Genomic DNA, 10,038 nt, shown 5'->3' with positions numbered 1-10,038 from the left:
TTACGGTAAACAGCCTTCCCGCGACGATCCTGGCAATGAATATGGAAAGAGTTTTTACCCAGATCGATACCAATGAGCGCAATGTTTTCCATGATAGTTCTCCGAATGAAAGCCTGTCCTCAGCATAGTACCGGGAAGGAGGGAGTGACCATCTCATTAAATAAAGCACGCTAAGGCGTAGTTCCCTCGGGCTACACCGCGTCCGCACTGCGCGGTTCTTTCTTCCCTTGCAGTGACGCAATCAGCGGGCAGGAAACGTTCCCCTTCCGCGCATGGCAGGCGCACACCAAATCAGACAGCACGGCCTCCATGCGCGCCAGGTCAGCCATCCTCTCGCGCACGTCCTTGAGCTTGTGCTCGGCCAGGCTGCTGGCTTCCTCGCAATGGGTGCCATCCTCCAGCCGCAGCAGCTCGGCGATCTCATCCAGGCTGAAACCCAACCGCTGGGCTGATTTCACGAAGCGCACCCGCGTTACATCCGTCTCGCCATAGCGGCGAATGCTGCCGTAAGGCTTGTCCGGTTCCGGGAGCAAGCCCTTGCGCTGATAGAACCGGATGGTCTCCACATTGACCCCGGCCGTCCTGGCGAAAACGCCAATGGTCAGGTTCTCCAAATTGTTTTCCATATCGCTTGACTCCGTACATAACTACGGAAGTAAGCTTAAGCTATCCAATTCAGATTCGAAAGGACAAACGTATGTCTGAACCTCAAAACGGGCGCGGCGCGCTCTTCACTGGCGGGCTGGCCGCCATCCTCGCCTCGGCTTGCTGCCTCGGGCCGCTGGTTCTGATCGCCTTGGGGTTCAGCGGCGCTTGGATCGGCAACTTGACGGTGTTGGAACCCTATCGCCCCATCTTTATCGGCGTGGCGCTGGTGGCGTTGTTCTTCGCCTGGCGGCGCATCTACCGGCCGTCAGCCGCCTGCAAACCGGGTGAGGTTTGCGCGATTCCCCAAGTGCGAGCTACTTACAAGCTCATTTTCTGGGGCGTGGCCGTGCTGGTTTTGGTCGCGCTCGGATTTCCCTACGTCGTGCCATTTTTCTATTGATCACAGGAGTTCACCATGAAAAAGCTGCTTTCCGCCCTTGCCCTCGCTGCCGTTGTTGCCCCCGTGTGGGCCGCCACCCAGACCGTTACGTTGTCCGTACCGGGCATGACCTGCTCGGCCTGTCCGATCACTGTCAAGAAGGCGATTTCCAAGGTCGATGGCGTCAGTAAAGTTGACGTGACCTTCGAGACGCGCGAAGCGGTGGTCACCTTCGATGATGCCAAGACCAGCGTGCAGAAACTGACCAAGGCTACCGAGGATGCGGGCTACCCATCATCAGTCAAGAACTGATCATGAAAGACCCGAAGACACTGCTGCGGGTCAGCATCATTGGCACAACCCTCGTGGCGCTGTGTTGCTTCACCCCTGTTCTGGTCATTTTGCTCGGTGTGGTCGGCTTGTCCGCGCTGACCGGCTATCTGGAATATGTGCTGCTGCCTGCGCTGGCGATTTTCATCGGCTTGACCATCTACGCCATCCAACGAAAACGCCAAGCCGATGCCTGCTGCACCCCGAAATTCAATGGAGTAAAAAAATGACCGAAATCACCGTGAATGGCATGACCTGCACATCCTGCGCCACCCATGTCAAAGATGCTTTGGAAAAGATTCCCGGCGTGAATGCCGCTGTGGTGTCCTATCCAGAAAGCCGCGCGCAAGTCATGGCAGACACCGCCGTGAGCCACAACCAACTGCTGGCCGCCATCGCCGCATTGGGTTATCAAGGCTCGATCCGGGTTGGTGATTTCAAAGATGAACCAAAAATCCGTGATGCACTTGAGGGCGCCGGTTTGCATATCGCCATCATTGGCAGCGGCGGGGCCGCGATGGCGGCGGCGCTGAAGGCCGTCGAGCAAGGCGCGACGGTCACGCTGATCGAACGCGGCACCATCGGCGGCACCTGCGTCAATATCGGCTGTGTGCCGTCCAAGATCATGATCCGCGCTGCCCATATTGCCCATCTGCGCCGGGAAAGTCCGTTCGACGGCGGTATTGCGGCAACTGTGCCTGCGATTGACCGCAGCAAACTGCTGGCCCAGCAGCAGGCCCGTGTCGATGAACTGCGGCACGCCAAATACGAAGGCATCCTGGACGGCAATCCAGCCATCACCGTTTTGCACGGTGAAGCGCGTTTCAAGGACGACCAGAGCCTGGTCGTCCGTTTGAACGAGGGTGGCGAGCGCGAGGTAACGTTCGACCGCTGCCTGGTCGCCACCGGTGCCAGTCCGGCCGTGCCGCCGATTCCGGGCCTGAAAGAGTCACCCTACTGGACTTCCACCGAAGCGCTTGTCAGCGACACCATTCCCGCACGCCTGGCCGTGATCGGTTCGTCGGTGGTGGCGTTGGAACTGGCGCAAGCCTTTGCCCGGCTCGGCAGCCAGGTCACGATCCTGGCACGCAGCACCTTGTTCTTCCGGGAAGACCCGGCCATCGGCGAGGCCGTGACAGCCGCTTTCCGCGCCGAGGGCATCGAGGTGCTGGAGCACACGCAAGCCAGCCAGGTCGCCCATGTGAACGGCGAATTCGTGCTGACCACCGGACACGGTGAATTACGCGCTGACAAGTTGCTGGTTGCCACCGGTCGGGCACCGAATACGCGCAGCCTCGCGCTGGACGCGGCGGGGGTCACTGTCAATGCGCAAGGGGCCATCGTTATCGACCAAGGCATGCGCACGAGCAACCCGAACATCTACGCGGCCGGCGACTGCACCGACCAGCCGCAGTTCGTCTACGTGGCAGCGGCCGCCGGCACCCGTGCCGCGATCAACATGACCGGCGGCGACGCAGCCCTCAATCTGACCGCGATGCCGGCAGTGGTGTTCACCGACCCGCAAGTCGCCACCGTGGGCTACAGCGAGGCGGAAGCGCACCACGATGGCATCGAGACCGACAGTCGCACGCTGACACTCGACAACGTTCCGCGAGCGCTTGCCAACTTCGACACACGCGGCTTCATCAAGCTGGTCATCGAGGAAGGTAGCGGACGGCTCATCGGCGTGCAGGCGGTGGCCCCGGAAGCGGGCGAACTGATCCAGACGGCGGTGCTCGCCATCCGCAACCGCATGACGGTGCAGGAACTGGCCGACCAGTTGTTCCCCTACCTGACAATGGTCGAGGGGTTGAAGCTTGCGGCGCAGACCTTCAACAAGGACGTGAAGCAGCTTTCCTGCTGCGCTGGATAAAAAAAGGAGGTTTTCAATGAGCGCCTACACCGTGTCCCGGCTGGCCCTTGATGCCGGGGTGAGCGTGCATATCGTGCGCGACTACCTGCTGCGCGGATTGCTGCGTCCGGTGGCGTGCACCCCGGGCGGCTATGGCCTGTTCGATGATGCCGCCTTGCAACGGCTGTGCTTCGTGCGGGCGGCCTTCGAGGCGGGCATCGGCCTGGACGCGCTGGCGCGGCTGTGCCGGGCGCTGGATGCTGCGGACGGCGATGAAGCGGCCGCGCAGCTTGCCGTTCTGCGCCAGTTCGTCGAGCGTCGGCGCGAAGCGTTGGCCGATCTGGAGGTGCAGTTGGCCACCATGCCGACCGAGCCGGCACAGCACGCGGAGAGTCTGCCATGAACAGCCCCGAGCGCTTGCCGTCCGAGACGCACAAACCGATCACCGGCTACCTGTGGGGCGCGCTGGCCGTGCTCACCTGTCCCTGCCATTTGCCGATTCTCGCCATTGTGCTGGCCGGCACGACGGCCGGCGCGTTCATCGGAGAGTACTGGGGTATCGCAGCCCTCACGCTGACCGGTTTGTTCGTCCTGTCTGTGACACGACTGCTGCGGGCCTTCAAAGATCGATCATGAGCGCTTCCCATTGAGACAAACCACGCTGTCGCTACGTTGCCTCATGCCGGCATCAAATTCGGCTGAGTAGCTTCTCGCCATCTGGACGTAGCTCACCCTTGGGTGAAACATGCCGATACAGGGTCTGCCGCGTGACGCCAAGTTCCTGGCACAGGTCGCCGACCTTGGTCTCTGGCTGACCCATTGCCGCCATCGCCAGCCGCAGCTTGGCGGCGGTCATCTTGAACGGCCGGCCGCCTTTCCGCCCGCGCGCGCGGGCCGAGGCTAGGCCGGCAATCGTGCGCTCCGCGATCAACTCGCGCTCGAACTCGGCCAGGGCGGCGAAGATGCCAAAGACCAGCTTGCCGGCGGCGGTCGTGGTGTCGATGGCCGCGCCGTGCCCGGTTAATACCTTCAAGCCGATGCCGCGCCCAGTCAGGTCGTGCACGGTGTTGATGAGATGTCGCAGGTCGCGTCCGAGCCGATCCAGTTTCCACACGACCAGTGTGTCGCCAGTTCGCAACGCCTTCAGGCAGCTCGTCAAGCCGGGCCGATCCTCGCGCATGCCGGATGCCTGGTCCTCGTAAAGATGTACTGGATCGACCCCGGCGGCAATCAGCGCGTCGCGCTGCAAATCGGTAGCCTGGGAGCCGTCCGCCTTCGATACCCGCATGTAGCCTATCAGCATGTCGTACCTGTCACATATACGTTCGATTATGTGACAGTGTGAGCCAGAAAGCTCTCGCCGTCAAAAACTGTCACTTAACCCGTCATTTAGTCTAAGACCTGCAAACGGCCATTCAGGCTCGTAATGTGACAAAAACTCCGGCGGGATGCCCTCCTTGGTGAACGTGGCGCGCAAACGTTCCAGGGATTCGGGGTCGCGTCGCCCGTAGGACGCCAGTGTGAACAGCAAGCGGGCCGTCTCCGGGTTGTGTCGCGCTTCAATGATGGCCTCATCGATGGCCTGGGCTGCTCGTTGCCAGTGGTTGATGGGTTCCGGCTTCGGCACCTTCGCCGGCAGGCCGTTGGTGAAACCAGTGTACGGCTCCGTCTGAAACAGCGCGGCCTGTTCCCCGCGCGGGATCAGCGCCTTTGACTCGATCAGCGTGATGGCGGTGGCCGCCGCCTCCAGCATCTGCCACTGCACCGCCGGGGCCAGAATCTCGTAGGGACGCCACAGACTCTGCCCGGCGCGCAGCGGATGGCCGCAGCGCTCCCAGACATGGCGGATGCTCGCCGAGCAACTGCCGCAGTGCGAGAGCGGCGTGTTCAGCTCATCAAGCAGGGTGCGCAGCAGCCGGAACCACAAGCCGGCGTGGACACGCCGACGCGGCAGCTCCACAAAACCCGTCGTCAGCGCCTGCCAGGTGCGCCGGTCCATGCAGGCGATTGCGTCATCGGCAGGGCGCGGCGCAGCATCGGCGATTTCCCACTGAAGATACCGGCCGGGCATGCCCCAGTAGGACTCCAGCCAGCAGCCATGCTGCGGGCAGCTCAGCATCAAGGGGAGCTGCCAGACGAGTAGCACAGCTTGATTCGTTGGATCGTTCAGACACTGCGGACACGCCCGGCGAATCGTCTGGCTCGGTAGCCAGGCACGCCAGCGAGTGATGGACCGCACCTTGCGGGTGCGCTTGGGCAGGAGCACCGCGCATTGGAATGTATAGGTTTCCAAGGCTGCTGGTACCGAATCGTCGAGACTGTCGAGCAGCCACGGCACCCAGCCTGCAAGACTCATGCTGCGCAACCGCTCCAGCTCGACGCCACTGCGCTGGCAGAGCGCCGTCAGCAACGACAAGGATGGTGCGGTATCCAGGTCATCAAGTTGGCTGTGACCAAGATCGTGGGCCAGCAGCTCGTGCACGTCCATCTGGTAGCAGGCGGCGACCCGGTTGAGCCATGAGGACAGGGCTTCGCCTTCCTTGGGTGCCGGATGCAGCGGCCAGCGCGGCGCGGACTTCACATCAGTTCCCGCTCTAACTGTCGCCGCCGCTCACTGGGGCCGATGTAGTCGGCCATGCTGAGCGTGCGGTGGTTGATCGCTTCCTCGCCACTCTCCACGGCGGCGACGGCCGCCGCCACCAGCAGATGTGCAAGCTCGCCGATGGTGCCTTCGCTCCGGGTGAGCAGGTAGCGGGCCATGTCCAGCGTGGCAATCGGGGATGGCCGCCGTAGCGGGAGTGACGCCGCGAAGCTGGCCAGCAGCGAGCAGCAGTCCTCATTGGCCTCCCACGGCGGCAGCAGCATCGGCTCGAAGCGGTTTTCCAACTGATCGTCCGAACGGATGGCCAGGTACGCCTCGCGCGTGCCGACCCCGACCAGGGGGATACGCAGCTCGTTGCCGAGGAAGCGCAGCAGGTTGAGGAACTCGCGCCGGTTAACGCTGTTGCCAGCCAGTACATTGTGCAGTTCGTCGATCACCAGCATGCGCACGCCGACCTTGCGCAGCAGGGCCAGCGCCAGTTGCTCCATTTCCGGCAGCCGTGGGCGCGGGCGCAGCGGCGCGCCCATCGCAGCCAGCAGCGCGACATAGAAGCGGATCACCGATGGCTCTGACGGCATCTGCACGACCAGCACCGGGATATGTTCTTGGTCAGCGTCGGTGCCGACCGGGTGCGCCCGCCGGAATTTCTCGACGATCATCGACTTGCCGTTGTTGGTGGGGCCGACCAGCAGCAGGTTTGGCATGCGTTGCTTGTTCGGCCACGCATACAGAGTTTCCAGCCGGTTCAGCGCCTCGACCGCGCGCGGGTAGCCGATCCAGCGGTCGGCGCGAATGCGCTGGATGCGCTCGTCTGCCGGCAGCCTGGCCAAACCCTGTGCCGCTGGCAGCAGGTGGGACAGGTCAATGACGGGATATTCGTCCACGGCTACCACTCCTCGATCTGATCGAACGGTTTGGCCGGCGGCAGGTTGTCTGCCTGCGGGTCAGCCATGTCCACATCCGGCGGTATGGGCTTGGCCGGTGGCTCCGACGTCTTGAGGTGCTGGCGGCGATCAGCGTCGCGCCGCGCCTTGCGCGTGGCCTTCTGGGCGGTGGTCACGATCTCGCGCATCTGCCCGATCATGCGGAACAGCGCCGACTCGTCCACCTGCTCGCGCCCGAGCTGACGCAATTTGGCCAGCGCCTGGCGTTGTTCCCAGAGGGTGACGGCCGGATGGGACAAGGTGCGGTAGTGGATCTCCAGATAGTGCTGACCTTCCGGTTCCAGTACCCAGATGCGGCTGATGTCGCGCGGATCGCGCCGGATCAGGAAGGCGGGCAAGCGCTCGCGCCGGGCAATCCACGGCTTGAGGGCGTCGGCGTAGTAGTGGATGTGGTCGATGACAAAGCCGGTGCGGGTCAGGGTGCGGCGGATCACCGGCAGGAAATCGACCAAAAACGCGGTGGGGCGGGTAACGACGGCCGGGACGCCAACGCGCTCCACGGCCTCGGCCCAGCGCGCGGCCGGCGGCTGGAGCAGGCCGTTGTGCACGGAGCCGTGATAGGTGCCTACCGCCAACGCGAGCCAGCGCTCCAGCTCGCGCAGCGTCAGGGTGGCCATCTTCTCGGAATCGTACTCGCCGCGCTGGCCGGGATTGGAGAAGGTCGTCCCCGGTAATTCGTCGTGGATCATCTGCATCGCCGTGCCGATGATCCGTTCCACGATGCCGCCGTAGTGCGGCTGGCCTGGTGGGCGATAGTCCAGCCGGATGCCATGCTGTTCGCAGCCACGGCGCAGCGCTTCGCTTTTGAACTCGGCCGCGTTGTCCAGATAGAGCAGCCTGGGCTTGCCGCTCATCGGCCAGTCCATTTCCACATTCAGCCCTTCCAGCCAGGGCCGCTTGTCGCAGGCGGCATGCGCGAGGCATAGGCCGACCGAGACGGCGGACGGCGCTTCCAGCGTGACCACCATGCCGAGTACGCAGCGCGTGAACACGTCGATGGCGAGGGTCAAATATGGGCGGCCAATCGGTTGCCGGTCGCGCTCGTCGACCACGATCAGGTCGATGACGGTGTGGTCGATCTGCACCTGTTCCAGCGGCATGGTGACTTCGGGCGGAATGCCACCCGCGCCTTGCAAGGGACGGGCAGCGTCCTGCCCGCCCCGGCTGCGGGCTATTTTCGCCGGATGTAGTCCGGCAATCCGCTGGGCCACGGTGTTGCGCGCCGGCACCGGCAGCTTCTGGGTTTTGCACGCCTGCGCGACTTCGCGGTGGAACGCCGCCAGGCTGCGTTTCTGCTTGGTCAGGAAGCGCTTTTGCAGCAGCTCGCGGATGATGCGCTCGACCGGTTCCGGCAAGCGCCCCTTGCCTTTGCCGCCGCCGGATCGGCCGGGCGTCAGGTCTGTTACCAGGCCAGTACCCTGCCGGGCGCGACGGATCAGGACATATACCTGTCGCCGGGACAGGCCCAGCGCTTGGGCTGCCTCATCGGCGGCTTCATGCCCGACCACCTCAAGCGCTGCCAGTGGCCCGATGATTTCCGTCCGGTGCCGGGCTTGCGCCCATGCCTCGTCGGGCAGGGTGGCCACGCCTTGCGCGGCAATCGGTGGAGTGTCTGATGTCATGCCCAAACCTCGCTTTGGTGCACACGAGTATTGAGCATAGTCGAGATTGGTGCAGACGACTCCTGATATTGGGCTGTCAGGAGCCGTATGCACACCAGGCGTTACATCCAGTCAGATGGTGCGGTCGTCTTCTGAAAACGACACCGGGCGTCTTCGCGCCCGTGATCGAGAACGCCAAGCGGCCCGATGCCGGCGCCGTCATGGCGTGGGGTGTCGCGATCGTGGCGGTGATGATCCTCTTCACCCCTTTGCTGCTGCGCTGTCCACCATTCCGGCGCTGGTATGGCCGGACGGATGCGCTGTCGGAGCGGCAGCGCCAGGCGCTTGCCGAGCGCGGCCTGCGCCGCTACTACCAGACCGCTTTCGATGACGGCTACGTGCCCCGCGTGATGCCCTACGTGTGGCGCATCATCTGGACGGTCGGCGGGTTGATGGCTGTGACCGCCGTACTGCCTACCAACACCGGACGGCCAGCCTTCGATGCCTTGGTGGTCTTCTCGACCTGGTATCCGATAGGCGTGATGCTGCTGGTTTTCGCGTCGAGGCCCCTTGGCCGGTTGATTCGCCAAAGAGCACAGGAGCGGCGGAAATGAGCACGTCAACCATCGAGGCGCTGGCCAGCGCCTGGGCAAGGATTGCCGAGGAAGCGGAATTCCCCGCTGACTACGAGGGGACTGCCACACCACAAGCGCATCGGGCTAGCGAAGCTATTCAGGAGCAGATTCGGGAGCGCATCGTCGCCACCAACGACATGCGGCTGTTCAGCCTGCTGCACCTGCTGGGTCAGGCGTCGCTGCGCATGGAGCAAGCGCTGTGGCCGGAGGATTACGAGCGGATGACGCGCGAGGTTGAGGAAGCCCTGCGGCAAGCCACCGACGCCAACGCCAGATCGTACACCCACGAAGAAGTGATGCAGGCGATGCAGGAACGCATCGACCGGGCGCGAGACAAGCCATGTTGATTGGCTATGCGCGCGTCTCGACGCAGGATCAGAACCTGGAGCTGCAACGCGAAGCCTTGAGCAAGGCCGGATGTAAAAAGGTCTTCGAGGACAAGGTGAGTGGCACGCGGGCAGACCGGCCTGGCTTGGCCAAGACGCTCGAAATGCTGCGCGAAGGCGATACTTTGGTCGTCTGGAAGCTCGACCGGCTGGGCCGGTCGGTCAAGCAACTGGTCGATCTGGTCGGCGATCTGCACAAGCACGGTGTCCAGTTCAGGAGCCTCACCGACTCCATCGACACCGGCACACCATCCGGGCGGTTCTTCTTCCACGTCATGGCGAGCCTTGCCGAAATGGAGCGCGAGCTGACCGTCGAGCGCACCCGCGCCGGGCTGGAAGTCGCCAAGCAGCTCGGCCGCAAAGGCGGCCGCAAGCCGAAGATGACCGACAGCAAGATCGAGTCGGCCAAGAAGCTGCTGGCCAGCGGGGTGCCGCCCAAGGACGTGGCCAAGAACCTCGGCGTGTCCATTCCGACGCTGTACCGCTGGGTGCCAGCCTCCACGCACGCTTAGCGTGCTTTATTTAATGAGATGGTCACTCCCTCCTTCCCGGTACTATGCTGAGGACAGGCTTTCATTCGGAGAACTATCATGGAAAACATTGCGCTCATTGGTATCGATCTGGGTAAAAACTCTTTCCATATTCATTGCCAGGATCGTCG

16 protein-coding genes are annotated in these 10,038 nt (G+C 63.3%); 10 read left to right on the top strand and 6 right to left on the bottom strand.

All coding sequences use genetic code 11. From position 1 onward, the window contains the following. Together APU11_RS28750 and merR are read right to left on the bottom strand one after the other, a co-directional pair. Positions 1-92: IS110 family transposase (locus APU11_RS28750; protein WP_071957402.1), on the bottom strand; the 92-nt coding region annotated here is incomplete at its 3' end. Between the two features lie 99 nt (positions 93-191). Further along, positions 192-626 carry an Hg(II)-responsive transcriptional regulator gene (gene merR / locus APU11_RS05140; RefSeq protein WP_000429838.1) on the bottom strand — a complete coding sequence of 145 codons (435 nt, stop codon included), beginning with the start codon at positions 624-626 and terminating at the stop codon, positions 192-194. Positions 627-697: 71 nt separating this feature from the next. Between merR and merT the strand changes: the two genes are divergently transcribed. From merT to merE, 6 genes are read left to right on the top strand one after another with little or no spacing between them, the layout of a single operon-like run. Further along, positions 698-1,048 (top strand): mercuric ion transporter MerT, encoded by a 351-nt coding sequence (gene merT, locus APU11_RS05135; RefSeq protein ID WP_001294667.1) that lies wholly within the window; start codon positions 698-700, stop codon positions 1,046-1,048. Positions 1,049-1,063: 15 nt separating this feature from the next. After that, a complete protein-coding gene (merP, locus tag APU11_RS05130) occupies positions 1,064-1,339 on the top strand; it encodes a mercury resistance system periplasmic binding protein MerP (protein ID WP_000735441.1) in 276 nt (91 codons plus the stop codon). Between the two features lie 2 nt (positions 1,340-1,341). Then, the gene (merF, locus tag APU11_RS05125; protein WP_060578346.1) at positions 1,342-1,587 is read left to right on the top strand and encodes a mercury resistance system transport protein MerF; all 246 of its coding nucleotides are present in this window, start codon (positions 1,342-1,344) and stop codon (positions 1,585-1,587) included. After that, positions 1,584-3,230: a mercury(II) reductase gene (merA, locus tag APU11_RS05120; protein ID WP_000136268.1), complete on the top strand. Its 1,647-nt coding sequence runs from the start codon at positions 1,584-1,586 to the stop codon at positions 3,228-3,230. Before merF ends, merA begins: the two co-directional genes overlap by 4 nt. Positions 3,231-3,246: 16 nt before the next feature. After that, positions 3,247-3,612, top strand: a complete 366-nt coding sequence (merD, locus tag APU11_RS05115; protein ID WP_003465059.1) for a mercury resistance co-regulator MerD — start codon at positions 3,247-3,249, stop codon at positions 3,610-3,612. Then, positions 3,609-3,845 carry a broad-spectrum mercury transporter MerE gene (gene merE, locus APU11_RS05110; RefSeq protein WP_001087809.1) on the top strand — a complete coding sequence of 79 codons (237 nt, stop codon included), beginning with the start codon at positions 3,609-3,611 and terminating at the stop codon, positions 3,843-3,845. The genes merD and merE overlap by 4 nt, the downstream gene beginning before the upstream one ends. A gap of 52 nt (positions 3,846-3,897) precedes the next feature. Here merE and APU11_RS05105 read toward each other — a convergent pair whose 3' ends face one another. The 4 genes from APU11_RS05105 to APU11_RS05090 are packed head-to-tail and all read right to left on the bottom strand — an operon-like array spanning position 3,898 to position 8,377. Next, on the bottom strand, positions 3,898-4,512 hold the full coding sequence (locus APU11_RS05105; RefSeq protein ID WP_000904941.1) for a recombinase family protein: 615 nt from the start codon (positions 4,510-4,512) through the stop codon (positions 3,898-3,900). 60 nt (positions 4,513-4,572) lie between these two features. After that, positions 4,573-5,790: a TniQ family protein gene (locus APU11_RS05100; protein ID WP_013087245.1), complete on the bottom strand. Its 1,218-nt coding sequence runs from the start codon at positions 5,788-5,790 to the stop codon at positions 4,573-4,575. Further along, complete coding sequence (locus APU11_RS05095) at positions 5,787-6,695, bottom strand: TniB family NTP-binding protein (protein WP_060578345.1); 909 nt, start codon at positions 6,693-6,695, stop codon at positions 5,787-5,789. The genes APU11_RS05100 and APU11_RS05095 overlap by 4 nt, the downstream gene beginning before the upstream one ends. A 2-nt stretch (positions 6,696-6,697) precedes the next feature. Next, a complete protein-coding gene (locus APU11_RS05090; RefSeq protein ID WP_003465068.1) occupies positions 6,698-8,377 on the bottom strand; it encodes a DDE-type integrase/transposase/recombinase in 1,680 nt (559 codons plus the stop codon). Here APU11_RS05090 and APU11_RS27870 point away from each other — a divergent pair. The 4 genes from APU11_RS27870 to APU11_RS28745 all read left to right on the top strand — a co-directional run. Then, complete coding sequence (locus tag APU11_RS27870) at positions 8,371-8,970, top strand: transposase (protein ID WP_223203167.1); 600 nt, start codon at positions 8,371-8,373, stop codon at positions 8,968-8,970. The two genes, APU11_RS05090 and APU11_RS27870, sit on opposite strands and share 7 nt — an antisense overlap. Next, complete coding sequence (locus tag APU11_RS05080; protein WP_003100853.1) at positions 8,967-9,338, top strand: hypothetical protein; 372 nt, start codon at positions 8,967-8,969, stop codon at positions 9,336-9,338. The genes APU11_RS27870 and APU11_RS05080 overlap by 4 nt, the downstream gene beginning before the upstream one ends. Next, a complete protein-coding gene (locus APU11_RS05075) occupies positions 9,332-9,889 on the top strand; it encodes a recombinase family protein (RefSeq protein ID WP_003100847.1) in 558 nt (185 codons plus the stop codon). The genes APU11_RS05080 and APU11_RS05075 overlap by 7 nt, the downstream gene beginning before the upstream one ends. A gap of 78 nt (positions 9,890-9,967) precedes the next feature. After that, on the top strand, positions 9,968-10,038 hold a 71-nt coding region (locus tag APU11_RS28745; RefSeq protein WP_227522514.1), incomplete at its 3' end, for a hypothetical protein.

Origin of the sequence: Enterobacter sp. 50793107 (assembly GCF_001463365.1) — a bacterium.
GTDB classification, from domain to species: Bacteria; Pseudomonadota; Gammaproteobacteria; order Enterobacterales; family Enterobacteriaceae; genus Enterobacter; species Enterobacter cloacae.
The sequence above is the reverse complement of the archived record's forward strand: the minus strand, read 5'-3'. Positions and strand labels throughout refer to the sequence as shown.